Source organism: Spiroplasma endosymbiont of Amphimallon solstitiale, from assembly GCF_964030965.1.
GTDB lineage: Bacteria > Bacillota_I > Bacilli_A > Mycoplasmatales > VBWQ01 > Spiroplasma_E.
This window is the reverse complement of record NZ_OZ034999.1, coordinates 2,035,105-2,062,104: the sequence shown is the minus strand read 5'-3', so window position 1 is coordinate 2,062,104 and position 27,000 is coordinate 2,035,105. Positions and strand designations below refer to the sequence as shown.

At 22.9% G+C, this 27,000-nt stretch carries 35 protein-coding genes and 1 pseudogene; 12 read left to right on the top strand and 24 right to left on the bottom strand.

What is annotated here, in order from left to right; translation table 4 throughout:
- Positions 1-5: 5 nt before the first annotated feature.
- On the bottom strand, positions 6-1,169 hold the full coding sequence (locus AAHH39_RS12815) for a hypothetical protein (protein ID WP_342218355.1): 1,164 nt from the start codon (positions 1,167-1,169) through the stop codon (positions 6-8).
- Positions 1,170-2,048: 879 nt separating this feature from the next.
- On the opposite strand from AAHH39_RS12815, the gene rsmG reads away from it, so the two are divergent.
- From rsmG to AAHH39_RS12800, 3 genes are all read left to right on the top strand, one after another.
- A complete protein-coding gene (gene rsmG, locus AAHH39_RS12810) occupies positions 2,049-2,744 on the top strand; it encodes a 16S rRNA (guanine(527)-N(7))-methyltransferase RsmG (RefSeq protein ID WP_342218354.1) in 696 nt (231 codons plus the stop codon).
- A gap of 78 nt (positions 2,745-2,822) precedes the next feature.
- Positions 2,823-3,587, top strand: a complete 765-nt coding sequence (locus tag AAHH39_RS12805) for a ParA family protein (protein ID WP_174480209.1) — start codon at positions 2,823-2,825, stop codon at positions 3,585-3,587.
- Positions 3,580-4,467 carry a ParB/RepB/Spo0J family partition protein gene (locus AAHH39_RS12800; protein ID WP_342218353.1) on the top strand — a complete coding sequence of 296 codons (888 nt, stop codon included), beginning with the start codon at positions 3,580-3,582 and terminating at the stop codon, positions 4,465-4,467. The genes AAHH39_RS12805 and AAHH39_RS12800 overlap by 8 nt, the downstream gene beginning before the upstream one ends.
- 62 nt (positions 4,468-4,529) lie before the next feature.
- Here AAHH39_RS12800 and AAHH39_RS12795 read toward each other — a convergent pair whose 3' ends face one another.
- Positions 4,530-4,697, bottom strand: coding sequence for a hypothetical protein (locus AAHH39_RS12795; RefSeq protein WP_252319837.1), 168 nt, complete (start codon positions 4,695-4,697; stop codon positions 4,530-4,532).
- A gap of 275 nt (positions 4,698-4,972) precedes the next feature.
- Here AAHH39_RS12795 and AAHH39_RS12790 point away from each other — a divergent pair, with 275 nt between their 5' ends.
- Both AAHH39_RS12790 and AAHH39_RS12785 read left to right on the top strand, forming a co-directional pair.
- Positions 4,973-5,917 (top strand): IS30 family transposase, encoded by a 945-nt coding sequence (locus AAHH39_RS12790; RefSeq protein ID WP_342217458.1) that lies wholly within the window; start codon positions 4,973-4,975, stop codon positions 5,915-5,917.
- A 61-nt stretch (positions 5,918-5,978) separates the two neighbouring features.
- On the top strand, positions 5,979-6,416 hold the full coding sequence (locus AAHH39_RS12785; protein WP_342218352.1) for a hypothetical protein: 438 nt from the start codon (positions 5,979-5,981) through the stop codon (positions 6,414-6,416).
- A 69-nt stretch (positions 6,417-6,485) separates the two neighbouring features.
- On the opposite strand, the gene AAHH39_RS12780 is transcribed toward AAHH39_RS12785, so the two are convergent.
- Positions 6,486-7,445 (bottom strand): transposase-like zinc-binding domain-containing protein, encoded by a 960-nt coding sequence (locus AAHH39_RS12780; protein WP_342218351.1) that lies wholly within the window; start codon positions 7,443-7,445, stop codon positions 6,486-6,488.
- Between the two features lie 1,162 nt (positions 7,446-8,607).
- On the opposite strand from AAHH39_RS12780, the gene AAHH39_RS12775 reads away from it, so the two are divergent.
- The 3 genes from AAHH39_RS12775 to AAHH39_RS12765 all read left to right on the top strand — a co-directional run bounded on the left by AAHH39_RS12775 (position 8,608) and on the right by AAHH39_RS12765 (position 10,144).
- Positions 8,608-9,552, top strand: a complete 945-nt coding sequence (locus AAHH39_RS12775; protein ID WP_342217458.1) for an IS30 family transposase — start codon at positions 8,608-8,610, stop codon at positions 9,550-9,552.
- 73 nt (positions 9,553-9,625) lie between these two features.
- Positions 9,626-9,862 carry a hypothetical protein gene (locus tag AAHH39_RS12770; RefSeq protein ID WP_342218350.1) on the top strand — a complete coding sequence of 79 codons (237 nt, stop codon included), beginning with the start codon at positions 9,626-9,628 and terminating at the stop codon, positions 9,860-9,862.
- A 12-nt stretch (positions 9,863-9,874) separates the two neighbouring features.
- Positions 9,875-10,144 (top strand): hypothetical protein, encoded by a 270-nt coding sequence (locus AAHH39_RS12765; RefSeq protein WP_342218349.1) that lies wholly within the window; start codon positions 9,875-9,877, stop codon positions 10,142-10,144.
- On the opposite strand, the gene AAHH39_RS12760 is transcribed toward AAHH39_RS12765, so the two are convergent.
- From AAHH39_RS12760 to AAHH39_RS12725, 8 genes are all read right to left on the bottom strand, one after another.
- Positions 10,141-11,085, bottom strand: coding sequence for an IS30 family transposase (locus AAHH39_RS12760; RefSeq protein WP_342218348.1), 945 nt, complete (start codon positions 11,083-11,085; stop codon positions 10,141-10,143). The two genes, AAHH39_RS12765 and AAHH39_RS12760, sit on opposite strands and share 4 nt — an antisense overlap.
- Positions 11,086-11,158: 73 nt before the next feature.
- Positions 11,159-11,863 (bottom strand): ERF family protein, encoded by a 705-nt coding sequence (locus AAHH39_RS12755; protein ID WP_342218347.1) that lies wholly within the window; start codon positions 11,861-11,863, stop codon positions 11,159-11,161.
- Complete coding sequence (locus AAHH39_RS12750; protein WP_342217557.1) at positions 11,856-12,041, bottom strand: hypothetical protein; 186 nt, start codon at positions 12,039-12,041, stop codon at positions 11,856-11,858. The genes AAHH39_RS12755 and AAHH39_RS12750 overlap by 8 nt, the downstream gene beginning before the upstream one ends.
- A 15-nt stretch (positions 12,042-12,056) precedes the next feature.
- Entirely contained in the window at positions 12,057-12,263 is a 207-nt protein-coding gene (locus AAHH39_RS12745; protein WP_342218281.1) for a hypothetical protein, read from the bottom strand.
- Positions 12,264-12,266: 3 nt separating this feature from the next.
- Positions 12,267-12,449 carry a hypothetical protein gene (locus tag AAHH39_RS12740; RefSeq protein ID WP_342217559.1) on the bottom strand — a complete coding sequence of 61 codons (183 nt, stop codon included), beginning with the start codon at positions 12,447-12,449 and terminating at the stop codon, positions 12,267-12,269.
- Positions 12,439-12,576, bottom strand: a complete 138-nt coding sequence (locus tag AAHH39_RS12735) for a hypothetical protein (protein ID WP_342217560.1) — start codon at positions 12,574-12,576, stop codon at positions 12,439-12,441. Before AAHH39_RS12735 ends, AAHH39_RS12740 begins: the two co-directional genes overlap by 11 nt.
- Before the next feature lie 17 nt (positions 12,577-12,593).
- Positions 12,594-12,749 carry a hypothetical protein gene (locus AAHH39_RS12730; RefSeq protein WP_342218280.1) on the bottom strand — a complete coding sequence of 52 codons (156 nt, stop codon included), beginning with the start codon at positions 12,747-12,749 and terminating at the stop codon, positions 12,594-12,596.
- A gap of 130 nt (positions 12,750-12,879) precedes the next feature.
- Positions 12,880-13,368 (bottom strand): hypothetical protein, encoded by a 489-nt coding sequence (locus AAHH39_RS12725; protein ID WP_342218279.1) that lies wholly within the window; start codon positions 13,366-13,368, stop codon positions 12,880-12,882.
- Between the two features lie 451 nt (positions 13,369-13,819).
- Here AAHH39_RS12725 and AAHH39_RS12720 point away from each other — a divergent pair, with 451 nt between their 5' ends.
- The 4 genes from AAHH39_RS12720 (at position 13,820) to AAHH39_RS12705 (ending at position 16,088) form a co-directional block, all read left to right on the top strand.
- The gene (locus AAHH39_RS12720) at positions 13,820-14,041 is read left to right on the top strand and encodes a hypothetical protein (protein WP_342218346.1); all 222 of its coding nucleotides are present in this window, start codon (positions 13,820-13,822) and stop codon (positions 14,039-14,041) included.
- 15 nt (positions 14,042-14,056) lie between these two features.
- Positions 14,057-14,560, top strand: a complete 504-nt coding sequence (locus AAHH39_RS12715) for a hypothetical protein (protein ID WP_342218345.1) — start codon at positions 14,057-14,059, stop codon at positions 14,558-14,560.
- A 340-nt stretch (positions 14,561-14,900) separates the two neighbouring features.
- Positions 14,901-15,512 carry a 30S ribosomal protein S4 gene (gene rpsD, locus AAHH39_RS12710; RefSeq protein ID WP_342218344.1) on the top strand — a complete coding sequence of 204 codons (612 nt, stop codon included), beginning with the start codon at positions 14,901-14,903 and terminating at the stop codon, positions 15,510-15,512.
- Positions 15,513-15,746: 234 nt separating this feature from the next.
- Entirely contained in the window at positions 15,747-16,088 is a 342-nt protein-coding gene (locus AAHH39_RS12705) for a hypothetical protein (RefSeq protein WP_342218343.1), read from the top strand.
- A gap of 64 nt (positions 16,089-16,152) precedes the next feature.
- Here AAHH39_RS12705 and AAHH39_RS12700 read toward each other — a convergent pair whose 3' ends face one another.
- From AAHH39_RS12700 to hprK, 13 genes and pseudogenes are all read right to left on the bottom strand, one after another.
- On the bottom strand, positions 16,153-16,839 hold the full coding sequence (locus AAHH39_RS12700) for a hypothetical protein (RefSeq protein ID WP_342218342.1): 687 nt from the start codon (positions 16,837-16,839) through the stop codon (positions 16,153-16,155).
- A gap of 171 nt (positions 16,840-17,010) precedes the next feature.
- On the bottom strand, positions 17,011-17,199 hold the full coding sequence (locus tag AAHH39_RS12695; protein ID WP_342218341.1) for a hypothetical protein: 189 nt from the start codon (positions 17,197-17,199) through the stop codon (positions 17,011-17,013).
- A gap of 323 nt (positions 17,200-17,522) precedes the next feature.
- The gene (locus tag AAHH39_RS12690) at positions 17,523-18,635 is read right to left on the bottom strand and encodes a hypothetical protein (RefSeq protein ID WP_342218340.1); all 1,113 of its coding nucleotides are present in this window, start codon (positions 18,633-18,635) and stop codon (positions 17,523-17,525) included.
- A 16-nt stretch (positions 18,636-18,651) separates the two neighbouring features.
- Positions 18,652-20,268 (bottom strand): tyrosine--tRNA ligase, encoded by a 1,617-nt coding sequence (gene tyrS, locus AAHH39_RS12685; protein ID WP_342218339.1) that lies wholly within the window; start codon positions 20,266-20,268, stop codon positions 18,652-18,654.
- Between the two features lie 8 nt (positions 20,269-20,276).
- Positions 20,277-20,432, bottom strand: a complete 156-nt coding sequence (locus AAHH39_RS12680) for a hypothetical protein (RefSeq protein WP_342218338.1) — start codon at positions 20,430-20,432, stop codon at positions 20,277-20,279.
- Between the two features lie 15 nt (positions 20,433-20,447).
- On the bottom strand, positions 20,448-20,906 hold the full coding sequence (locus AAHH39_RS12675; RefSeq protein ID WP_342218337.1) for a hypothetical protein: 459 nt from the start codon (positions 20,904-20,906) through the stop codon (positions 20,448-20,450).
- A 203-nt stretch (positions 20,907-21,109) separates the two neighbouring features.
- Positions 21,110-21,223 (bottom strand): annotated as a pseudogene (locus tag AAHH39_RS12670) (IS30 family transposase); the annotation flags it as partial.
- Positions 21,224-21,268: 45 nt separating this feature from the next.
- Positions 21,269-22,225 (bottom strand): IS30 family transposase, encoded by a 957-nt coding sequence (locus AAHH39_RS12665; RefSeq protein ID WP_342218336.1) that lies wholly within the window; start codon positions 22,223-22,225, stop codon positions 21,269-21,271.
- 151 nt (positions 22,226-22,376) lie between these two features.
- Positions 22,377-22,673: a helix-turn-helix domain-containing protein gene (locus tag AAHH39_RS12660; protein WP_252319896.1), complete on the bottom strand. Its 297-nt coding sequence runs from the start codon at positions 22,671-22,673 to the stop codon at positions 22,377-22,379.
- A 34-nt stretch (positions 22,674-22,707) separates the two neighbouring features.
- Complete coding sequence (gene whiA / locus AAHH39_RS12655) at positions 22,708-23,655, bottom strand: DNA-binding protein WhiA (RefSeq protein ID WP_342218335.1); 948 nt, start codon at positions 23,653-23,655, stop codon at positions 22,708-22,710.
- A 23-nt stretch (positions 23,656-23,678) separates the two neighbouring features.
- The gene (trxB, locus tag AAHH39_RS12650) at positions 23,679-24,644 is read right to left on the bottom strand and encodes a thioredoxin-disulfide reductase (protein ID WP_342218334.1); all 966 of its coding nucleotides are present in this window, start codon (positions 24,642-24,644) and stop codon (positions 23,679-23,681) included.
- Positions 24,628-25,830 carry a prolipoprotein diacylglyceryl transferase gene (locus AAHH39_RS12645; RefSeq protein WP_342218333.1) on the bottom strand — a complete coding sequence of 401 codons (1,203 nt, stop codon included), beginning with the start codon at positions 25,828-25,830 and terminating at the stop codon, positions 24,628-24,630. The genes trxB and AAHH39_RS12645 overlap by 17 nt, the downstream gene beginning before the upstream one ends.
- Positions 25,831-25,863: 33 nt before the next feature.
- Entirely contained in the window at positions 25,864-26,811 is a 948-nt protein-coding gene (gene hprK, locus AAHH39_RS12640; RefSeq protein ID WP_342218332.1) for an HPr(Ser) kinase/phosphatase, read from the bottom strand.
- Between the last annotated feature and the right edge of the window lie 189 nt (positions 26,812-27,000).

Here is a 27,000-nt window from a genome sequence, read left to right as displayed (position 1 = left end):
GATTTCTAAAAAGCCTCTTTAGATTTGCTTTTTTGCTCTTGATTTTGGTATTTATTAATTAATAATTTTAATATTTTTCTTTTTTCTGGACTTAATGCTTCCATTTTTCTTGGACTTAATGCGGGTATTTGTTCTTTTGTGAGTGCTTCTATTTGTTCTGCTGTTAGTAATGGTATTTGTTGGGGTGTTAAAGTTGTTATTTGTTCGATTGTGAGTGCTTGGATTTGTTCTATTGTAAATATTTGTATTTGTTCTTTGGTAAAATCTGGTATTTGTTCATAATCAATTCATTTTATTTGTTGTGGTGTTAGTGCTTGTATTTGTGAAACTTTGAATTTTTTAGTTCATTGTGATGTAAACATTTTAACTTTATTGTAGTTAAGTGAACTTATTTGTTTAGTTGTCAATGCTTGTACTTGTGAGATTTTTAAATAATAAATTTGTGAATTTGTAAATCATTGAATTTGTTTAGTTGTGAATGCTTGTATTTGTCTTGATGTTAAGATAATAGTTTGTGAAGTTTTAAATCATACTATTTGATTTTCTGTAAGTGCTTGTATTTGTTCTGTTATAAACATTTGTATTTGTATCGGTGTAAAAGTAGAAATTTGTTTTTCTGTTAGTACTTGTATTTGTTTATAATCAAATCATTTAATTTGATTTAGAGTTAATGTCTTCATTTGATTTTCTGTTAGTGCTTGGATTTGTTTTTCTGTTAATGCGGGTATTTGTTCTGTAGTAAGTGCTTGTATTTGATCATCATGAAATGATGAAATTTGAATTGATGGTATTGCTGCTATTTGTTCTGTTGTGAAGTGTGGTATTTGTTCTGCTGTAAATGGTTGTTTTCATGTAAAACTTTTTATTTGCTTTGTTGTAAAACTTGGTATTTGTATTTTTGTGAAATGTGGTATTTGTTCGTTTGTGAGTGCTGCTATTTGTTTTTTTCTAAGTAAAGTTATTTGTAAATTTGTAAATCATGATATTTGTTTTTTGGTAAATCAAGTGATTTGTAAAGTGGTAAACGATTCTATTTGTAATTTTGTCAATGATTGAATTTGTAATTTTGTCAATGATTGAATTTGTTCAATGGTGAATCAAGTAATTTGTCAGTTTGTGAATGCTTGTATTTGTCTTGGTGTTAAAATTACTATTTCTACAGTTTTCAATCTTTGTACTTCTTTTTTTGTGAGTATTTCAATTTCATGTGTATTCAATTTATTTATATTTTGTAGATTTATATTTCTTTTTTCTTCATTTGATTTAATAAATAGTATTTCTCTTTTCATTCTATTTATGAAATATGGTTTATATATATTTATTGATTTATTAAATAAAGCCTTTGATAATTCTTGTGATTTTAGAAAATTTCTTTAATTTTGTAGAAAAGTAATGATACATGATAAAGTGTTACTTTTAGAGAATTTTTACACTAAATAATGTTACTTTTAACAAATTTTTAATTAAAAATAATATTTTAAGTGTAAATTGATGAATAATTTTTGGTCATCCATACTTTTCTACATAATTAAAAGAAAATTTTGATATATTTGTTCAAGTTTATTTTTATATTCTTTGATAGGATTTGTTCAATTGTTAATTTCTATAATGGTGTTTAATGAACTATTATTAATAGATTTTGTTAGTTCGTTTGAAAAATTAAGTAAAATTTTCATTTTTTTATTTTTCCTTTCAATGATATCAATTAAAACATAAAAACTCATTTACTTTAAATTAAGCAATGAGTTAAAAAACTTTTATAATTTTTTTAATAATTCTTATTATATGTGTTAATTATATTTGAGTTTAAAGAAAATACAACGAAAATGATATTTTAAGCATTTTAAATTATTTAATTAATAATTAATTAAAAATAACATTAAATTTTGAAGGATAGTAGTTATGTGATAAAATTTCAAACATATACTAAAAAACATTATAATTAAATATAAAATTATAATTAAATTATATTTAATTATTTAAAGCACTATATTTATAGTCTACTTTAAATAAAGTATTTTATTAAAAGATTGATTTAGGAGTAAGCAATGAATAAAGATTGAAGTATAGGTTTAACTAATTTAACTTTAACCCCAATAATGGAACAACAATTAAGTCAGTATTATAAAATTTTAATTGCTGAAAATAAAAAATATAACTTAACAACAATCATTGAAGAAGTAGAAGTTTATTATAAACATTTCTATGATGCTCTTTTAATTAGTAATAATATCATTTTGGAGGATCAAAATATTTGTGATGTTGGTAGTGGTGCTGGTATACCAGGAATAATTTTAAAAATTTGTTTTCCCAAATTACAATTAACCATTATTGAATCAAATACAAAGAAATGTCAATTTCTAAAAACAGTAATTACTGAACTAAACTTAGAAAACGTTTATATAATTAATCAAAGAGCAGAAGCATTTGCTCATCAATATCGTGAAACATTTGATATTGTAACAGCAAGAGCATTAGCATCGCTAAATATTTTAAGTGAATTATGTTTAGGATTAGTTAAAGTTGAAGGATTATTTATTGCTTATAAAGGTCTTAAAGTTGAAGAAGAACTTGCGTTGGCACAAAATAGTATTAACACAATGGGTGCAAAGTTAATTAATCAATTTACTGTTCAATTACCAAACAACTATGGTCAAAGAACAATCCTTCATTTTCAAAAATATAAATTATGTGCTTTAAAATATCCAAGACCTTATCAACAAATTAAAAGTAAACCTTTGTAAATAATATTAATTAAAATTAGTGTTAAACTTAATTAGTAGGATAAAATATTAGTCTATTAATTTAGAAAGGTAATTATTATGGGCAAAATTATTGCAATTGCTAATCAAAAAGGTGGAGTTGGAAAAACAACTACTGCTACTAATCTTGCTGCAGGTTTAGGTATAAAAAATAAAAAAGTGTTACTTATTGATTTGGATCCACAAGGTAGTGCTACTATTTCAATGGGTTTTGCTGCTGATAAAGTTGAACAAGATATATATGATGTTTTAGTACATGATGTTCCATTGGAAAAAGTCATTAAAACTGAAGTTTGTCAAGGAGTAGATTTATTACCATCGACCATTTCTTTGGCGGGAGCCGAAATATTTTTATTAGAGCAATCTCGTAATAAAAGGAATATTTTATTAGAAAAATTAGAACCTGTAAAGGAAGTATATGATTTTATTATTATTGACTGTCCACCTAGTTTAGGATTAGTTAATCGTAATGCTTTAGCTTCAGCTAATTCAGTTATTATTCCGTTGCAAGCTGAGTTTTATGCATTAGGTGGTTTGGTACAATTATTATCTACTATTCGTTTAGTACAACAATTATTTAATCCCAATTTAGAAATTGAAGGCATTTTATTAACTATGGTTAATATTAGAACAACTTCTTCTGTTGAAGTTATCAAAGAAATTCAAAAAAATTTTAGAGAAAAAGTTTATAAAAATTATATTCCAAGAAATGTAACTCTAAGTGAAGCACCAAGTCATGGTAAAAATATTTTTAGTTATCGGCCACGTTGCAGTGGTGCTATTGCTTATCAAAGTTTAGTGAATGAGGTGTTAAATAATGTCTAATGATAAAAAAAATCGTATTTCTGCTAAAGGCTTAGCATCAATTTTTGGTGAAGGTTTAAATGATTTGATAACTAACATTGAAAGTTCACCAGAAATTGCTAAAACTTTTTCACAAACTATTTCTCTTGCTAAAATTATTCCTAATCCATATCAACCGCGTGTAGTATTTAATGAACAAGAAATTAAAGAACTAAGTGATTCAATTAAAATTCATGGTTTAATTCAACCAATTATTGTTAAAAAAACGATAAAAGATGGTGTTTTTCAATTAGTTGCTGGTGAACGTAGAACTAAAGCTGCAAAATTAGCAGGTCTAACAGAGATCTCTGCAGTAACTATTGAAGTAACGGATCAACAATTAATGGAATTTGCTTTGATTGAAAATATTCAACGTGTTGATTTGAATGCTTTTGAAGAAGCACAGGCATATCAAACTTTAATTAGTAAAATGAAATGAACTCAAGAACAACTCTCACAAAAAGTTAATAAATCACGTAGTCACATTGCTAATACTTTACGAATTTTGCAATTGCCAGTAGAGATTTTACAAATGCTTCAACGCAATGAATTAACAATGGGTCATGTTAAACCATTATTAAGTTTAGGTACTAATCTTAATTTAATGGTAACTATTGCTAAAAGGGCATATAGTGAACAATGGAGTGTTCGTAAGGTTGAAGATGTTATTAAGATGCAACAATTAAGTTTAAATCAAAAACAAAATGTTAATAAAAAGTCAGATCTTCATTTAGTAGCATTAGAAAATACTTTATCAAGAACTTTAGATACTAAAGTAAAAATCAATAAAAAACAACTAATCATCAATTATAGTAATCACAAAGAATTAAATCGAATTTTAGAATTTTTAAAATTAATATAAATTTAAAATGAGTATAAATGTTTTAAAACATTTATACTCATTTTTTATCTTGTAAATTTATTTTATGATATTTCTCTAAAAGGAAATATTAATCCTGAATTAGTATAGATAATTAAGTTTGTAATAAAAACAAATAAGATAGACAAACCAATTGCAATTTTACTTATACCTAGTATGATTAATAACTTTTTTGATATATCATGAGGATAAGTTAAAAGTTTCTTTTCCATATTTTCCTCCTAAAAGTTATATTTATTTTTAAGCCTTACTTATTTATAATTATATACTATTGTAAAAGTTTTTATCATTATATTTGATGTTATAATATTATTTAAAATAATTTATTTTAACATTGAAAGGAAAATTAAATATGCCAGAAAAAGATAAGAATACGTTATTTAAACGTATTATTTTAGAAAACCTGAATTGTAAAATTAAAAAGGACACTTATATAAAAATTAAATTGTGTTAATTCTATAATTAAAAAAAGAAAGGAATTAGCACAATGTATAAGTATCTGACTATTGAATCAATAATAGCAATAAAAGAATATAAAAGTTATGGATTTTCGATTCGTAAAATAGCAAAAGCCATTGATTATAGTAAATCAACTGTACATAGAGTTTGTAGATTATTAAATCAAAACTTATTACCATTAGAAATATTGAATAAAATTCAAAAAAATAAACAAAATGCAGGTAGAAAATTAATAATTTTAACTTTAATAGAAATTAATACTATTAATCATTTGTTAATTACTAAAAATTATGCTCTTGATATAATTGCTAATTTTTTAAAGGAAAATAAAATAAAAAGTATTTCAACAAAAACTTTATATAACATGTTTAAAACAAATCGAATGGGTTTTGATGAAAATAACTTATTGAGAAAAGGAAAAAATAAACCTCACAAACAAAAAGAAACTAGGGGCAGAATTAATAATTGTAAGTCTATTCATGAAAGAAATTTAATCATTCCTAATATTAAAAATATAGAAGAATTTGGTCATTTAGAGGGTGATACTATCATTGGTAAAGATCATAAAAGTTCTATTATTACTTTAGCTGATATATGATCAAAAACCACAATTCCTTTAGCAACTAAAAATAATAAATCAGAAAATATTACAAAAAGTATAATAAAATTTATTTCAAAGTTACAAAAAGGAACAGTTAAAACTATTACTTTTGATCGTGGTAAAGAATTTAGTAAATGAAAATTAATCGAAAAAAATTGTAATGTTAAGATTTATTTTGCAGATCCTGGTAAACCTTGTCAAAGAGGTTTAAATGAAAATAATAATGGTATTTTAAGAAGATATTTACCAAAATCTACAGATCTATCTTCATATAAACAAAAAGATTTAAATACTATAGCATTTCAAATTAATTCTACACCCAGAAAATCACTATCTTATAAAAGACCAATAGATTTAATACAATTATTTTAAAAAACTGTCCCATTTATATTTACAATTCAGGAAATATAAAGATGAAGTTGATTGAGTAAAAATGATTAATTGTTTGTTTAAAAAAAGAAAAATTTTTGAAGAAGATGTAGCAATTTTAACCGAGTTATTTAATGAAAAAAATAATGATTGATTAAAAAAGTTTAATATTTCTGAGGAAGATGCAGTAATTTTAACTAAATTATTTAATCAAAAAATTAATAATTGATTAGAAAAAGAACAAATTTCTGAAGACAATGTATTGGATTTAACTGATTTGTTTAATGAAAAGATGAATATAAATGATGAAACTACTAAAGTTATTGAAATTTCTAAGTTACTTAAAAAGGCAGAAGATTTAAATAGTATACATGAAATATTAGATGAACTTCCTCCACGTTATTTTCTTGTTGATAACTGAGAAGATATTGATGAAGAAGATATTGAAAATGAAAGTAAAATAATGATTACAGAAAATAGTTTTAATTTTGTAGAAAAGTAGTGGTAAAATAAAAAAAGTCATCAACTTGACTTAAAATTTAATTTTATTAAATTTTGGGATTTATTTTTTTTACAAACTGAAATATAACACATTGGATTTTTGATAAGGGGTTAATCTGTAGTGTTGATATTTTCATTTCCATAAATTGAGGTAATTTTGAATATTGGTAAATCCAATGCCATGGTAATGAGTAATAAATTCTTTTAAACTTGATTGTATTTTACTGACATTACTTAATTTTTTATAATTTAATTCTTTATTTTCTTTTGATTTAAACTGCTGGATAGTGGATTTAGTTTGTTTAGCTACTGTATCATATAATACTTGCATATCACAAACTATAATTGAATTTTCTTCGATAAGTTTCGATGTTAAGTTTTCTTGTACTCATTTTTTATTTAATCTTTTAGTATTTGTTGTTTGAGCATAGATATTTCGGTTTTCATCAATTGCCATTTGAATACAACAATTTAAATCTTTAGCATTTTCTTCAATTCATTGTTTTCTTGGATCATTTGGATCTTTAAAGTTTCCTTTATGAATTTCTTTGATAAAAGTTTCGTCAACTTCAATTCTAGCTTTTAATTTTACAAATTGATTTTGTGTTTTTACTAATTGTGTTGATTTCATAAATTTTTGACGATTAAATCAGGCAGTTTTATTTGTAGTATTAATAAATTGAGAAATAATGTAAGCAGATTGACCTAAAGTAGCTATTTGTATCAATAAATCTCATTGATCATGAGATAAATGACTTCAATAAAAATAATGATTTTTAAAAGCATGAAAAGTAATATTACAACTTTTACATTTATATCTTTGCTTATAATCTTTACTACCATATTTAGTACACAAAAAAGAACTACAATCTGGACATTGAATCCCTTTCTCTTTGAATTTTTGTTCGACTGCTTCAAATTTTTCTTTTTTCTCAATTTGTTTAATTCTAGTTTTATTTTCTCTAAAAATCTCAATAAAATCTTTATCAGACAAATTATTTAAAATTTCTTTTACTGTATTTTTATTCATTTAAAATCACCTCTTTAATATTAAAAATACCATATAAAAATATATTTTTGCTAATTTTACTAATACCACTACTTTTCTACAAAATTAAAAGAAGAAACTGTATCTATTTCTAATAGTCAAAAAGCATTTTCTAAACAAGATATTATCGATAGTGGTATATGCTTAGATACTAGTTTATCTACTTCTGAATTAGTGAGATCATTTACTGCTATTTAATTGTAATAGTATTAATATAAATAAATTAAAAAAACTAATTATACTAAAATTAGTAATTAAATTAAAGGGCGGTTGTCAAAGTTACGAAATAATTAATTATCATATTAGTAACTTATTTCCAAATCAATTATTTTAAAAATCATTAAAATTAGACAAAATTACTCTCTTTTCTTAAAACATTAAATTTATATTTTTATATTCGACGTATTTTAAAAAAATAAAATATACATTTTATAAGTTAAATTAAAATTATCAACAAGGAAAAAGACAAGAAATAATCTTGTCTTTTTTTGTAATTGTAAAATTTTAAAATTTTTATTATTAACACCCTTTAAATATCTACTACACGCAGTGACCAAGTAGGAGAAAGTTAATAATTAATAACCATCTTTAACACTATTATCAACACGTGTTAGGGAATTAAAACAGTGAACCACAACACAGTTGTTAAAAATAGTGGCCAAAACATGTGGACTTGCATGGATAAATAATAAGTGGAGTGATACCTAATAAATTATACTAACCAGTAATGGTAATTCTTGGGGTGGGAGCGAATTGGAAACTAGTATATATAGACCTACTAGGGAACCTACTATATTAATTCTATTCTTTATTTAACCAACCTTACCACCACCAAGTGAGTAAGTGTTGGTTTTATTTTTTATTTTTTTTGAAAAATTTTTTGGGCGAGAAAATAAATTTAAAACTTGTAAAAAAAATTAAGCGAGGCCGGTTCAATTAAAATATTAATTTACTAAACATAAATTAAATAAATATTGAATCGAATGCCTTAATGTTTTTTAAAATTTTATAATTTATTTTTGAGCCCATTTTTCTTAAAAAATATAATTAATAGTATTACCTGAATTGTAAAATTAAAAAGGACACTTATATAAAAATTAAATTGTGTTAATTCTATAATTAAGAAAAGAAAGGAATTAGCACAATGTATAAGTATCTGACTATTGAATCAATAATAGCAATAAAAGAATATAAAAGTTATGGATTTTCGATTCGTAAAATAGCAAAAGCCATTGATTATAGTAAATCAACTGTACATAGAGTTTGTAGATTATTAAATCAAAACTTATTACCATTAGAAATATTGAATAAAATTCAAAAAAATAAACAAAATGCAGGTAGAAAATTAATAATTTTAACTTTAATAGAAATTAATACTATTAATCATTTGTTAATTACTAAAAATTATGCTCTTGATATAATTGCTAATTTTTTAAAGGAAAATAAAATAAAAAGTATTTCAACAAAAACTTTATATAACATGTTTAAAACAAATCGAATGGGTTTTGATGAAAATAACTTATTGAGAAAAGGAAAAAATAAACCTCACAAACAAAAAGAAACTAGGGGCAGAATTAATAATTGTAAGTCTATTCATGAAAGAAATTTAATCATTCCTAATATTAAAAATATAGAAGAATTTGGTCATTTAGAGGGTGATACTATCATTGGTAAAGATCATAAAAGTTCTATTATTACTTTAGCTGATATATGATCAAAAACCACAATTCCTTTAGCAACTAAAAATAATAAATCAGAAAATATTACAAAAAGTATAATAAAATTTATTTCAAAGTTACAAAAAGGAACAGTTAAAACTATTACTTTTGATCGTGGTAAAGAATTTAGTAAATGAAAATTAATCGAAAAAAATTGTAATGTTAAGATTTATTTTGCAGATCCTGGTAAACCTTGTCAAAGAGGTTTAAATGAAAATAATAATGGTATTTTAAGAAGATATTTACCAAAATCTACAGATCTATCTTCATATAAACAAAAAGATTTAAATACTATAGCATTTCAAATTAATTCTACACCCAGAAAATCACTATCTTATAAAAGACCAATAGATTTAATACAATTATTTTAAAAAACTGTCCCATTTATATTTACAATTCAGGTTATAAAATAATGAATTTTATTATAAGAAAGGATAATAAATAATGATAATATTACCTACTTTATTTGTTGATAAAGATGAAATTGAAATATTAACACCATCACCGCAAGCACTTCGTACTCATAATGATATTAGAGCAATTATATTAATGAAATATCCAAATGTTAAATCAGAACATATAATTATTTCTGATCCAGAAGATAATGTTGCATTAATAGTTGGTGATAATGATGTTTATCAAGGTTGAGTAAAAGTTTGAATTAAAAAAATAGAAAATTAAAGGAAGAAAATTATGCCAAATATAGAAAACATACAATCAAATTATACTTTATTAAAATTAATAAGAACTGGAATAAGTCCCATTTCAGCAATGATTGGTACAAGTGCTTATTATGGCCAACTTATAGGAAATTCAATATTAGGTTCATTTAATAGTTTATTATTTGGTAAAAAATTAGGATTAGATATATGAAATTTAAATCAAAGACCAAGTAATAAAACAAAAGTAATTAATAGTAGTAAAAAAACCTGAATTGTAAATATAAATGGGACAGTTTTTTAAAATAATTGTATTAAATCTATTGGTCTTTTATAAGATAGTGATTTTCTGGGTGTAGAATTAATTTGAAATGCTATAGTATTTAAATCTTTTTGTTTATATGAAGATAGATCTGTAGATTTTGGTAAATATCTTCTTAAAATACCATTATTATTTTCATTTAAACCTCTTTGACAAGGTTTACCAGGATCTGCAAAATAAATCTTAACATTACAATTTTTTTCGATTAATTTTCATTTACTAAATTCTTTACCACGATCAAAAGTAATAGTTTTAACTGTTCCTTTTTGTAACTTTGAAATAAATTTTATTATACTTTTTGTAATATTTTCTGATTTATTATTTTTAGTTGCTAAAGGAATTGTGGTTTTTGATCATATATCAGCTAAAGTAATAATAGAACTTTTATGATCTTTACCAATGATAGTATCACCCTCTAAATGACCAAATTCTTCTATATTTTTAATATTAGGAATGATTAAATTTCTTTCATGAATAGACTTACAATTATTAATTCTGCCCCTAGTTTCTTTTTGTTTGTGAGGTTTATTTTTTCCTTTTTTCAATAAGTTATTTTCATCAAAACCCATTCGATTTGTTTTAAACATGTTATATAAAGTTTTTGTTGAAATACTTTTTATTTTATTTTCCTTTAAAAAATTAGCAATTATATCAAGAGCATAATTTTTAGTAATTAACAAATGATTAATAGTATTAATTTCTATTAAAGTTAAAATTATTAATTTTCTACCTGCATTTTGTTTATTTTTTTGAATTTTATTCAATATTTCTAATGGTAATAAGTTTTGATTTAATAATCTACAAACTCTATGTACAGTTGATTTACTATAATCAATGGCTTTTGCTATTTTACGAATCGAAAATCCATAACTTTTATATTCTTTTATTGCTATTATTGATTCAATAGTCAGATACTTATACATTGTGCTAATTCCTTTCTTTTCTTAATTATAGAATTAACACAATTTAATTTTTATATAAGTGTCCTTTTTAATTTTACAATTCAGGATTTTTTAATTTTTTAAATCTTTCTTTAATTTCACTTAATTTATCAAATAAATTATCTAAATAATTTTTACCCATTAATATTAAAAAATCTTTATTATTATTTGGATTTAATCTTTCCATATCTTCTCTTATACATTCATCAAATAAAACTGTATTTGTAATCATATATTTTTCAAAATAATCTAATTGTTTTTCACTTGGTTCTCATTTTTCATTTTGTATTTTGATATTATTAATATAATTATTTTGTTGTTTATTATTATTTTGAATTACATTAACATTATCATTATCTGGGTCAAGTTCATCTTCACTTAATAATAATAAATTCATTAAAAAATATCTATAAGCATAAGTTTCTGCACTACCTTTTGCTTTTGCTACATCTGTATTTTTAGCACAAGCTAATATATCAAAATATTTACTTTCTTTATCATTATCTAAATCAATAATTGTATATCTTTTAAAATAAGTTATTTCTACTTCATTTTTATCTAAATAATTAATTTTTCTATCAGTTGTTAATATATCTTCATGTGTAATAACAATATTAAATTCTTTACATAATAATTTAAATTTATTAAAAATATCACTTAATAATCAATATTTATAATTACCAAATTTATTAAAACCATTTTTAGGTGTACTACCAATTTCTAATTGTAATTTAAGTATTTTTTTATATAAATTATTCATTTTTATCACTCTTTCTATTTATTGCATTTTTAATTAAATCTCTTACAAAATCATTCATAGTTATATTTCTTTCATAACAATATGTTTTTAATTCATAATGGTCATTTTTAGTAAGACGAATTTTTAAATTTTTAATTAATAATTTATCTTGATGTTTTTTAAGTGCTGCTGCTACCATTTATATTCATCTCCTTTAACTTTTAATAATTCTTTTATAATCAATAATTACTTGTTCTAATTGATTTACATTTTTATAATTAAAATAATCACAATTAATTTTTAAATCACCATCATTATCAATTTCAATTTCTGAATCTTCATATTTACTATTAAATTCTTCTTGTAATTCTTCAAATTTTTCTATTAATTTCATTGCATTTTGTAATTCTAATTGATTCATTTTTTACACTCCTTTAAAATTTTCTAATTGTAATTCATTAATATAATATTCATATAAGTAATCTCAATTCTCACTTGTTAAATACATATCTTCTTCAATCATTTCATTAATACATTTATTACAATAATAACTATTATCTAATTCACTAATTCAAATATATTTTTCATTATGAATATTACATTTCATTTTTTTCACCTATTAATTTATAAAAACATTTATTACAAGTTCTATTTGCAAATGATGAATTTTTATTACATATATCACATGAACCAAATATTTTATATATTCTTTTATCTTCTTTTAAATTAAGCATTTATATTACTCCTTTAATTAAGAATATTTACTTACAGTAATTAATAAAATTATTAATCCAATTAAAGTTGAAATTAAAGTAATAATTATTTTTATTTTTAATCACTTTTTTTGATGTTCTTTTACTATTTTTATTTTTTGTTCTATTAATTCTTTCTTTTCTTTTTCTTCCATTTTTAATCCCTTTCTATAATTTTTAATATTTCTTGTATTTCAATATATTTTTTATTTTTAAGTAATTTTTCATTACATAATTTTTTAATTAATTCTATTTTTTCAAAACTAAGTAACATATTAATTTCCTTTAATACTTTAAATAAAATATTTTTTCATTATTAGTATTTATATCTTTCATTGGTGTAACAATATAATTTATTGGTTTATCATTATCTTTATATGGATTATTTATTTTAAAACTTTTCATATCTTGTTCTCATGTAATGTTATATTTAAAACATTCTTGATTTTTATCATTTGTAAAAATATAATAACCATTATATTGTTCATAAAATGTACAAGATATTAAATCATTTTCAGTAGTAGTAATATCTGGAATATTTTTAATATATTTTAAAATATCACTACCTTTAATACTTTCAATATCTTTTGTAATTGATTTTTTACCTAATTTATAATTAAAATCTTCAATTATTTTTAATGTTATTTTTTTATTATTTTTATTAATAGTAGTATCTTTAATAGGAAATCATGTTTCATATTCACCAATTTCTAATAACATACCTTTAGTTGTTTCTCTAACTTTATTTTTAATATCTAAATTAACATTAATCATTATGAATCCTTTCTACTTCTACGTATAAGCCTTATCACCTACAGTGATAAAAGGCTTATATACTACTAACTAAATACTTACCTACTTACTATACGTAAGGCTTATGCTACTGTAAGTAGCAAAGCCTTGGAGGGTAGGGGTTCTAGGGGAAGGGAACCAAAATTTCTGAAATTTTCAAAGAGCATGACAAAAATTACTATTGGTTAATTCCAGCACAATAGCCTAAATAATTTTTTATTTAGTTATGTAATAATTAATTACTTTAATAAAGTGCTGGTTTAATAAAATAATTAATTATAATTGTTTAACAATTAAAAATGAGAGTTTTATCTCTCATTTAAGTTTTTATTAAATCTAACCATTAAGTTGATACGCCCTGCTAATTGAAACTTACAAACTACGTCATTGGTAATTAATCCAAAAAGTTCAACTTAGAAAGGTGGTGATAAATATGTTAAATGAAAATGAAATGAAAGAAGGTAATACTATGGAAGAAAAAGAAAAAGATGAACAAGAAGAAACTAAGGAAGAAGAAATAAAATCAGAAGAAAATACTTTTAATTATGTAGAAAAGTATGGATGACCAAAAATTATTCATCAATTTACACTTAAAATATTATTTTTAATTAAAAATTTGTTAAAAGTAACATTATTTAGTGTAAAAATTCTCTAAAAATAACACTTTATCATGTATCATTACTTTTCTACAAAATTAAAGGAAAATACTGAAAAAGAATCTGAATCTGAAGAGCAAAAAGAACCCGAAAAAGAAGAAATTGAAGGACCAAATTCAAGATGAAAAAACGCTAATAAATATAAAGAACCTAATAATCCTGACTTACAAACAAGAATTAATCAAATTTTAGAAAATGGTCCAAATGCAAAAGAAGAAAGTATCAACGAAAATATTAATACTATCATTAATTATTTAAAAGTTGAAGAGAAAATTTATAATGCAGAAAAAAATGCAGGTTATATTATTGCTGGTACTCCTTTTTATATGTCAACTTACAGTGATATTACTAAGTTAATTTCTGTAGCAACAACTGCTATTAAAGATGAAGATGAAAGTAGAAAAATTAAGAAATTAAGAAATATAGAGAAAAGTATATTAGAAATAAGAAATAGAATTGAAGAAAATAATTCTGGAATTTGGAATAACTGATATCAAAAAAATACCAAAATTCAATAACTAACTTTTTAAATTAAATACTAAATTTTATTATATAAATTTAAATTATTTTTTTAAAAAAAATAATAACTAAAATTTAATGATATTTAATTGTAAAAATGAAAAAATAATATTTGACAAATAACATTACTTATCCTATAATTAACAAGCATTCACGAAAGCAGCAAATAAGTATTATTAAGTTGCAAATAGTTTACCCTCAAAGATTATTCTTTTTATTAGTAGAATTTTCTATTAATCTTAATAGTAACCAGTGCTGTTCTGGCGAATTGTAAACTATCTTAATGAGAACTTATTAAAGTCTCTTTGTGTTTGTATACATTCCAAGGAGGTTTTTATTATGTCAAGATATACTGGTCCAGTTTTTAGAAAATCAAGAAGATTAAACTTCTCAATTCTTGAATCTGGTAAAGAATTTGCAAAAGGAAAAAAGCGAACATTCGCTCCTGGACAACATGGTCAAAAAAGAATTAAACTTTCTAACTATAGATTACAATTACAAGAAAAGCAAAAAATTCGTTTCACTTATGGTTTAAATGCTCGTCAAATGAAAAATTTATTTGATGAATCAAAAAAAACTCATGGTGTTACTGGTACTAACTTGTTAGTATTCTTAGAATCAAGATTAGATAATATTGTTTTTCGTTTAGGTTTATCTTTAACAAGAAAAGGTGCTCGTCAATTAGTAAATCATGGTCATGTTTTAGTTAATGGTAAAAAAGTTAATATTCCTTCATATCGTGTTAAAATAGGAGATAAAATTACTATTACTGAAAAAGCACAAAAAAATGCAAAAATTATTGAAGCATTAAACGCTAACGCTTCAACATTACCATTTATTGAATTCAATAAAAAAACATTTATTGGTACATATGTACGTCATCCACTACGTGACGAACTAAATATTGATATTAATGAAGCATTAGTTGTTGAATCATATGGACGTGCTTAAAATTAATAATTAATTTAAAATCTGTTATCAATTGATAACAGATTTATTTTTTAGATGGTAAATGTCAATAAAAGCATTTATCATTTTTTTGTTTTTGAAAAAATAAAATATAAATTAATTATCTATCAATCAATTTCCTTAAAATAAAACTAACAATTAATTTTTCTACAACTACTATGTCAATTAAATTAAATGATATAATGTTAATTATAGATGAGGAAAGGAAAAATAAAAATGATTAAAAATGAAATTTCTGAAAAAATAGTTAGTATTACTTTTGTGATAGCTGTTATGATAACAGCTATTGGCTGATTAGGAATTAATAAAAATAAAAAGAAATATTTAATTTTATGAATAGCTATAATTCCTTTAATTTTTAGTAACATATTTTCATTTTTTACTAAAAATTATTATGATAATATTTTACTAATATCAGTATTAACGATATCTTATTTAATTTATATAGGTTTTTTAATCGTTAGTATTTATCGATTTATTAAGACAAAAGACAAAAAAGAAATTAATAATAAACAAGTAGAAAATACTATTGATTTAATAAAAAATAAAATATTGTAAAAGTTACCCCAAAGGGTAACTTTTATATGTTCTCTATAAATAATGATCTTAATATAAGTTCATATTATATAACATTATGAAAACTATTTGAACCATTACTATTATTAGGAATATGTTCTTGATTTGCTGCATCGATAAAATTTTGTTGTCTTATTGGACCATTTTCTAAAATTTGATTAATTCTTGTTTGTAAGTCAGGATTATTAGGTTCTTTATATTTATTAGCATTTTTCCAAATTCCAGAATTATTTTCTTCAATTCTATTTCTTATTTCTAATATACTTTTCTCTATATTTCTTAATTTCTTAATTTTTCTACTTTCATCTTCATCTTTAATAGCCGTTGATGCTACAGAAATTAACTTAGTAATATCACTGTAAGTTGACATATAAAAAGGAGTACCAGCAATAATATAACCTGCATTTTTTTCTGCATTATAAATTTTCTCTTCAACTTTTAAATAATTAATGATAGTATTAATATTTTCGTTGATACTTTCTTCTTTTGCATTTGGACCATTTTCTAAAATTTGATTAATTCTTGTTTGTAAGTCAGGATTATTAGGTTCTTTATATTTATTAGCGTTTTTTCATCTTGAATTTGGTCCTTCAATTTCTTCTTTTCTAGTAACTAATTCTTTATATATTTCTTCTAATTTTTTAAACTTTTCTAATTCATCAACATTATTAAGAGCATTTACTATTTCTTTTTCTTTTAATAGTTGGATATTAATTCGATGTTGAAGTGACATATAAAAAGGATTATAAGAAACAGAATATCCTTTTAATTATGTAGAAAAGTATGGATGACCAAAAATTATTCATCAATTTACACTTAAAATATTATTTTTAATTAAAAATTTGTTAAAAGTAACATTATTTAGTGTAAAAATTCTCTAAAAATAACACTTTATCATGTATCATTACTTTTCTACAAAATTAAAGGAATATCCTGATTTACTTTCTGCATTATAAATTTTCTCTTCAACTTCTATATAGTCATTAATATTATTAATTAATTTACCTATATTTATTCTGAAACTGTCAATCATATTTTTCTTATATTCTTTAGGTGTGTTTTCTAATGTTTTTCTTAATAAATCATCTAACATATTCTTTATCTTCCTTTGCTTATTAAAATTAACTTAATAAAAATCCTAATATAGAAAATATCTATACTAGGAAAGAACATTTATTAAATTACTAGGTAATAATATCATAATTTTTTTAAAACACAAAGAAAAAATACTACTCCAGTTATAAATAAAAATTAAATGCCTCAACTATTTTTTTATTTTTATTAAAACGGATTATAAATATTTTTTAAATTTTGAATAATATGTTCTCTCACTATTACATCTTTAATTGAATTAGTAAAAGCAGAAATTTTCTTTAATTTTGTAGAAAAGTAATGATACATGATAAAGTGTTATTTTTAGAGAATTTTTACACTAAATAATGTTACTTTTAACAAATTTTTAATTAAAAATAATATTTTAAGTGTAAATTGATGAATAATTTTTGGTCATCCATACTTTTCTACATAATTAAAAGAAATTTTAGGATTTAAAAGAGTATAACGACCCATATTTTGTGGAAGTGTAGTATCTATTATTGGCATATCTTTTAAATTATCATCGAATATTTGTACTACTTCCGAATATAAATTAAGTATATTAACATAAGCACTAAAAACTGATACCATATAATTAACATCTAAAAAATTATCAATTCCGTGTTGTTGCAAGAGATCTATAATTATTTTTTTATTAGCAATGATATCACCTGTTGATTCCATCTCTTTTAGAACATTAGCAATTTTATCGGTTTCATCTACTCTTAATATACCTATCATTTTTAAATTTTCAAAAGTACTGTAACATTCCTCATAAGTTGTATTATTTTTTAATTCATTTATACTCTGTTTTAATGTTTCACTATTTTGATATAAATCAATAACAGTGTTAATGTCTGTTACATTAACATTTAAAAAAGGAAGATTATTATCAATACTACTAAATATTTTATGAGTAACAGAAGTTGTCGATATTTCATTTTTAATAACACCATAACTTAATAATTTATTACCGAAAACACTAGTACCCATCATAATAATTACGATGCTACCTAAAATACTCATTCTAATAAAATTAATTAAAATTCCCGCTGTAGCATTTATTGCTTTGTGTTCAATTTTATTTTTATTAAAAAGTACAAAATATAAAATAATATAGATTATTCAAAATAAAATATTAATGCCAATAATTCAAACAATAGCATATATCAAAAATCCAATATTATCAGTTAATAAATTCTTAAATGAAGCAAAACTACCGCTAAGGTCACTAAACCATGGTGATACCATATTTTTAAAAGAATTTATTAACATTGGTTTAAATGCCAACATTAAACCAATACTAAGTAAATTACCAGCACTAATAAATGTTAATGCTCTTCCCCCAATAAAAAAACCAGTAACAATACCAAAAATAATAATAGCAAAAATAATAATATCCCATAATAATGGAGAAACATTAATAAATATCATATTTAAATACCCTTCCTTATTTATGAACAACTATAAAATAATGACGCTTACCTTTTTTAATAACTGTTACTTGATTATTAATTGCGTTTTTTTTACTAATAAGAAAATTTATATTGGTAATTTTTTCACCATTAACGACAATTGAACCTTGCATAATTAGTTCTCTTGCTATTCTTTTTGAATTACAAATTTGATTATTAACTAAAAAATCAATTATTTGTTTATTATGATTAAGATTAAAATGTGGTACATCTTTTAAAACCTGTAAAATCTCAGATGATTTCATTTGATGAATCCGATCGTGGAAAAAAGCATTAGTAATATTAATAGCACTAAAATATCCATTTAATTTATGAATAAATACTGTTAATAAAGCTGCTAAAATCTTTTGTCCATAATGTTGCTTAACATCACTGTTATGAATTACTAAAATTTTTGCTATTTGTTCTTCACTAAATAAAGTTAAAGAATTAAAAAAAGTAGACAAATCTTTATCTTCTTGATTAAATAAAAATTGATATAACTCATAAGGTGAAGTTTTTTTACTATTTAAAAATATAGCACCTTTTTCGCTTTTACCAAATTTTTCACCATTAGATTTAGTTAATAAATTAATAGTAATACCGGCAGCATGATGTTCATCACCTTTTTGCTTTCTAATTAAATCTAAACCGGCAGTAATATTTCCTCATTGATCACTACCACCAGATTGAATATAACATTGCTCTTTTTCATATAAATGATAAAAATCATACGCTTGTAATACCATATAAGAAAATTCAGTATAAGAAATTCCAGAATTTAAACGATTAGCAATCATTTCTTTGCCTAACATTTGATTAACATTAAAATGTTTACCAATATCACGCAAAAAAGTTGTAATTGTTAGTGGACCTAATCATGTTTGATTATTAATAATTTTAATTGGCTTAATTTTATTGTTTAATGTTCCCAATGGTAATTTTAAAAATGTAATTCAAGTTTCTACATAACTATCACAATAATTTAACAATTGTTTAAAGGAAAGATTATTTAAATCACTTTTCATAGTAATTCACTTTTGATCAAAATTACAAATTTCATATAAAGTTTTTAGTAATGATGCTGATAATCCTAATTCTTCTCAAGGTAAGGGCAATGTTTTTAAAATACTACTTAAAGTCTGTTGATATTGATTATTTGGATTAATACTTTTAATAATCATCTCTAATGTTTCATATTCTTTATCATTTAATAAATTACATTTTTTAATTAATTCTAATGATGTTAAATTATCAATATTTTCATAACTTAATAATGTCACTAACTGCTCTTTTATTTTTCTAACATTAGTTTGTAAAACATTTTCATCTAATAAATTACGTTCTTTATTTTTACCACTTGGATCACCAATCATTGCCGTTGTACCACCAATAACAGCAATTGGTTGAAAACCAAATATAGCAAAACGATGCAATAAAATAATTTGTAGTAAATTACCTAAATGTAATGAATCATTACTTGGATCAAAACCACAATATATTCCTTTTCCTAATTTTCCTGCATTAATTACTTTATCTATGCTACTAATATCTTTTAAGATATTACGTCATTTTAATTCGTCAATAATATTGGATTTTATTATATTATTCATAGCATCTCCTATTTATTTTCATCTAAAATATCATCAACTAACAAATCAATAGTTGTAATAACTGTATCGTTATTATTACTTGCATTATTGTAATTAATAGATGTAGTTTCTTTAAATATCTTATCGCAAAATTCCTTTAATTTTGTAGAAAAGTAATGATACATTATAAAGTGTTATTTTTAGAGAATTTTTAAACTAAATAATGTTACTTTTAACAAATTTTTAATTAAAAATAATATTTTAAGTGTAAATTGATGAATAATTTTTGGTCATCCATACTTTTCTACATAATTAAAACAAAATTCTAGATAGCGCGATGGTAAACTATCATATATTTGTTGTTGTTCTCTATTTTTTTTAATTTGTGCAATTCTAGTATTATCAAGATTACTAGAATTATTATACGCTACTTCTTTTTCACGAAAAATATTTTCTTTAGTTTTTTTATCAACATATTGCTCAATAGTGCTAGAACTGCTATCGGCTTTTTTAATATTAATTGGAATCGTAGTTATTTTTTGATGATTAAGACCAAATATAGGTGAAATAATACTACTTAATTGATAAGGTTCTTTTTTAGCATTATCAACATTAGTAGTAACATTTTCAATTTCAACTTCTGTATTTTCTATTATCATAATAACTCCTTAATGATAATCAATAATTAAATTATAACATTTTAATGATTAATTATTCCTAATATAAGGTGAATAATTTTCATAATCTTTATTAAGATAAAAAAATACTAGTGAATATCAATTAATTTTATAAAAAATACTAATACTTTTCTCAAATTTATTTTTAATAAAACCTGAATTGTAAATATAAATGGGACAGTTTTTTAAAATAATTGTATTAAATCTATTGGTCTTTTATAAGATAGTGATTTTCTGGGTGTAGAATTAATTTGAAATGCTATAGTATTTAAATCTTTTTGTTTATATGAAGATAGATCCTTTAATTTTGTAGAAAAGTAATGATACATGATAAAGTGTTATTTTTAGAGAATTTTTACACTAAATAATGTTACTTTTAACAAATTTTTAATTAAAAATAATATTTTAAGTGTAAATTGATGAATAATTTTTGGTCATCCATACTTTTCTACATAATTAAAAGATAGATCTGTAGATTTTGGTAAATATCTTCTTAAAATACCATTATTATTTTCATTTAAACCTCTTTGACAAGGTTTACCAGGATCTGCAAAATAAATCTTAACATTACAATTTTTTTCGATTAATTTTCATTTACTAAATTCTTTACCACGATCAAAAGTAATAGTTTTAACTGTTCCTTTTTGTAACTTTGAAATAAATTTTATTATACTTTTTGTAATATTTTCTGATTTATTATTTTTAGTTGCTAAAGGAATTGTGGTTTTTGATCATATATCAGCTAAAGTAATAATAGAACTTTTATGATCTTTACCAATGATAGTATCACCCTCTAAATGACCAAATTCTTCTATATTTTTAATATTAGGAATGATTAAATTTCTTTCATGAATAGACTTACAATTATTAATTCTGCCCCTAGTTTCTTTTTGTTTGTGAGGTTTATTTTTTCCTTTTCTCAATAAGTTATTTTCATCAAAACCCATTCGATTTGTTTTAAACATGTTATATAAAGTTTTTGTTGAAATACTTTTTATTTTATTTTCCTTTAAAAAATTAGCAATTATATCAAGAGCATAATTTTTAGTAATTAACAAATGATTAATAGTATTAATTTCTATTAAAGTTAAAATTATTAATTTTCTACCTGCATTTTGTTTATTTTTTTGAATTTTATTCAATATTTCTAATGGCAATAAGTTTTGATTTAATAATCTACAAACTCTATGTACAGTTGATTTACTATAATCAATGGCTTTTGCTATTTTACGAATCGAAAATCCATAACTTTTATATTCTTTTATTGCTATTATTGATTCAATAGTCAGATACTTATACATTGTGCTAATTCCTTTCTTTTCTTAATTATAGAATTAACACAATTTAATTTTTATATAAGTGTCCTTTTTAATTTTACAATTCAGGAAAAATAAAATAATAAAAAAGTAGTACTTATTTATAAAGTACTACTAAAAGTGTATTAAATTGATTTTATTCAACACTAAATGTATCATATAAATTTGAAGTATCAATATTATCAAACCCTACAGCAAAAAACTCACTAATAGATGAATCCAACCCATTAATTATTTTTAAGATTGCAACTAAAGATACGTTTCTTGTTCCTCTTTCAGCATCAGAAATATAATTACGATGTAGGCCGCTTGCTTCTCCAAGTTTCTCTTGTGAAAATTTTCTACCTTTTTGATTACGTAAAGTTTTCATTCGTTTTCCAAAAGCATTCAATAAATCTTGACGACCTTTGCTTAAAATTTCTTTCTTTTTCATTGTATGGCCTCCTCTTATACTTTTTATTATTAACTTACAATGTTTCTTGATATTTTTTCTTAATTTCGCGAATTAAATGATTAACCCCAGACTTAGTAATGACAAAACCAGTTTCTTGATAGTAAAGTTCACCCAATTCTGAAAGTGATGCTTCAGGATTTTTTAATCTTAAATTTGAAATAATTTGAGCTTTTAATGACAACGCTTTGAAAAGTTTTTTATCCTTTAAAACAGAAATCATTATAACTTGCTGGTCTCCAGCATTTAAAATTTTTTGTTGATTAGAAATATCAATATTATTAAAACGATTAATATTATTAAATAATTCTCGTGAAATGCGTTTATCTTCAAAAGCGAAAACTGATTGTGGACAATCAATTATTTTTAAAAAGTCAGAAATTACATTAGATTTTTTTAGATAAAGCACCGTTTTATTACGACGTTTTATTGTTTTAAAGTTTAATTTAAAAGTTTGTAATAAAATATTTTTAATTTTTTTAGCCAACATATCATTATGAAATTGTAATTCCAAATGGTAGTTAGGTGTTGAAGGAGAATTGATACTGCCAACTACAAGGAAGATTCCTGCGATATACGCTCTTATACAATGCTCTTTTATTATATGCTGGTGCATAGCTTCTTTCTCAATAAAAAGATATTTATCTTGAAGCATTAAATCATTAATAATAAAATCAATTTTATTATTAATACGAATATTATACACCTTTGGACGCTCAAATTTATTTAAAACATCCACCATAACTATCAATTTTACGTCTTTATATTCATTTTTTAAAAATTTATATATTAACCTAGTGGTTTTGTTATGAAAACTATGAATAATAATCTCATTATTTATTTTATCTGAATTTGTAATCTTACCATTAATAAGCGAATATGCTGATAGCAAAGATTTCTGACAACAATTTTTAAAACTTTTTTGACAGATTTCATCTTTTACACTTGTTGTAAATGATATCATTACTATCACCTCAATTGTACACTTTATTCATTAAAATTATCAATAAAATTTATTAAATATTGTGCTGCAATCGCTCCATCGTTAACAGCAGTTACTATTTGTCTTAAATTTTTAGCAATTACATCACCAGCTGCATATAATCCTGGGATTTTAGTTTGACACTTATCATTAACTATAATATAACCATTGCTATCGCAAATATCTAAATCTTTAACAAATTTTGTAACAGGATCAGAACCAATATAAGGAAATAAGGCATCAGTAGTAATTTCACTAATTTCCTTAGTTTTAATATTTTGAATTTCTAATTTACCTACTTTTTTCTTATCCTCAGTACCTAATACTTTTAATACAACATGATCAGTTATTAAATTAATATTTTCATTATTTTTAACTTTATTAACGGTTTTATCATCAGCACGAAATTGATCACGACGATGAATAAGATTAACTTTATTAGTAAATCTTGTTAAATATAAAGATTCTTCACAAGCAGCATAACCACCGCCAACTACACTAATAATTTTATTCTTAAATAAAGCACCATCACAAACAGCACAATAAGAAACACCACGATTAGCATATTCTTCTTCACCAGAAACACCAATTTTACGTTCTAATGAACCAGTAGCTATAATTACTCCTTTAGCAATAAGAACATCACCACTACTTAAAAGGACTGTTTTAATTTTATGATTTTCACTATCTGTAATTTTAATAACTTCATCAGTAACAAATTCAACTTGTAGTTTCTCAACTTGCTTTTGCATTTTTTCTGATAATTCAGGCCCTAAAATATAATCATAACCTGGATAATTTTCAATTTCAGAAGTTTTAATCATTTTTCCACCAACAATATATTTTTCAATAATCACAGTTTTAAGATTTGCTCTTTGTGCATAAATAGCAGCTGTCATTCCTGCTGGGCCACCACCAATAACTACTAAATCATAATCATATTTATTTTCTTTATTAGTATGATTTTTCATATAATCATTCTCCTTTACGAAATCTTGATGGTGCAATAATTTGTGCAAATATTACTAAAATAACACCTAAAATAATTCACATTCCAGAAACTATCATTGAAGTTGAAACATTGGCTATTTTCATAATGTCTCTATTATCACGAAATGGTTCTAAAATCATTCTAATAATACCATAAAAGACAAAGTATAAACTACCTGATACTCCTGCATACGTTACTCGATAATTATTAGGATTATACATAGTATTTAAAGATTTAGAATGTGGTTGCATATTATATTTAATCTTTAAATATCATTTTTTTATCTTTGATTTAACTTTTGAATGTGTTTTAACATCTTTTCAAGTTATTTTTTCAACAATTTTAACACTATTCTTATTGGGTGTAAAATCAAAATATGCTTGTTTTCAACTTTCATATTTAAATTTACGATATCCATGAATTTTTTTAATAACCGTTCAAGGTTTTAAAAAATCTTTTCCAACAATTGGATTAGTCTTTAAAGGCGAAATAAATTGCGAAGAATCTAATTTTCATGGTTTTTTACTAAATATTTGTCCTGTTTTTGCTACAAAAAATGTTAAAAAGAATCAACCAAATAATGAAGATAATGACTCATATAAAAATAAAGGTTGACGATAAACAGCAACAGGATCTGGTTTATCGCTATTAAAACCATAATGTAAATGATTATTTATTCATGTTGGTAATCAGCTGAAAGGATGACCAACATCAGTTCCTAGTAATTCTTGATTAAAAAAATTACCTCATCTACCAATCGCTTGACCTAATAAAATATTTGGAACAATACAATCAATAAAAACTCACATTGAAATTTGTAACTGTTTTGAAGTACGATAAAAAATAAAGAACCCTACTATCATTCCAACTGTAACGCCTCCTTCAATTGCCATACCACCTCTTCAAACGGCAACTACATCAAGTGCATTTTCAATTGTGTTAGTATTATTAAGAACATATCATGCTCTTGCTCCTATTAATCCTGCTAATGCAATAACTAATGTTCCTCATTCTAAAGTTTTAGTTGGAATATTACGGCGATATAATTTTATTCATGAAGCAATGACAGCAGTTAAAAAACCTACTGCCATTAATACCGAATAAATATGAATTCCCGTTCCCGGAATATCGGTAATTAAACTATTGTATCCATCATCATTAATCATATTTTTTTCCTTTTTGATAATTTAATTATTAAATTATTTCTTTTTTGTTAAATTTCTAATTATTTGTTTTTGAAAACTAGCAGTAGCGTCTTGACCTTCATCTTTTAACTTTAAACTAATAACTGCTGCTTCAATTAAATCAGCTAAATTTCTTCCTAGACTAACAGGAATAATTATTTTAGGCACTTTAATTTCAAAAAAAACATCAAAGTTATTATGATCACCAAGTCGATCAACTTTAGTTCAACCATCATTTTCAATTCTAATTAAATTAATAATTAAATTTACTTGACTCTCATGCATTATAACATGATATCCATACATTTTGGTAATATCTAGGATACCTATTCCTCTAATTTCAATTAAATTTTTAATAATCGGATTAACTTTTCCTACAATTTTATTATTAACTTTTAAAATATCAATACTATCATCACCAACAAATAAATGTCCATTACGTAATAAATCTAATGTTGTTTCTGATTTACCAATACCACTTTCACCTGTAATTAGGACACCATAACCAAAAATATTTACTAAAGTACCATGTAAACGTTTAGATTCAGATAAACGTTCAACAATATACGTAGAAACTGTTGCTGCAAATTCAGAAGTAAAAAATAATACTTCAATAATTGGAACTGTTGAATTAATCGCTTTAGCACAGTCACATAATTCTTTTTTAAATTTAAAATTAGGTGTTACAAAAATAGCAGGAATATGATCTTCTAAAATATTACTAAAATGGTTCTTAAATTCTGTTTTTGGTAAAGAGGAAATATATTCGCTTTCTTTACTGCTTAATAAAATTATACGACGACTACGTGAGATTTGTTTAGTTTTAAATCCTGTTAACTCTAAACCACCACGATTAGTACCAATATTAGTAATAATTCTTTTTTCAATTGGAATTTTGGGATTAATATATAAAATTGTTAAATTAAATTTTGTTACTATTTCGCCAACACTAAGGTTTTCCATGCTTAATTTCCTGTCTTTTATAATTAAAATTTTTGATTAATTTTAAACATAATATAATTATATATAATATCAACAGAAAGTTTATTATTAACAAAAATATACATAAGTTTCTAAAAACATTAAAAAAATTATTGAATAATATAATAAAAATTACTAAACATTTCATTATCAAGTAAAAATTATTATGAT